Annotated in this window: 1 protein-coding gene; it reads left to right on the top strand. The window is 58.0% G+C overall.

All coding sequences use genetic code 11. The features are described 5' to 3' along the window. Nucleotides 1-343 (top strand): transposase (locus tag ACUU1I_RS21345; RefSeq protein WP_449144955.1); only part of this gene is annotated, 343 nt, incomplete at both ends.

The raw sequence follows: 343 nt of genomic DNA, 5'->3' as shown, positions 1-343 counted from the left end.
GCAGCCGTGCCTGCCCGTCCTGCGGAAAAAAGGCCACAGACCTGTGGATAGCGACACAGCTGAATCGTCTTCCTGACTGCGACTGGGTACACCTGGTCTTCACCCTGCCGGACACGCTGTGGCCGGTGTTCGAAAGCAACCGGTGGCTGCTGAATGACGTGTGCCGTCTGGCGGTGGAGAATCTGCTGTATGCCGCCCGGAAACGGGGGCAGGAACCCGGTATCTTCTGCGCCATCCACACGTATGGCCGTCGTCTCAACTGGCATCCGCATGTACATGTGTCTGTAACCTGTGGAGGTCTGAATAAGCATGGTCAGTGGAAAAAGCTGAGCTTCCTGAAAGA

The organism is Shigella sp. SIG3 (genome assembly GCF_053555855.1).
This window is presented reverse-complemented; position numbering and strand designations above follow the sequence as displayed.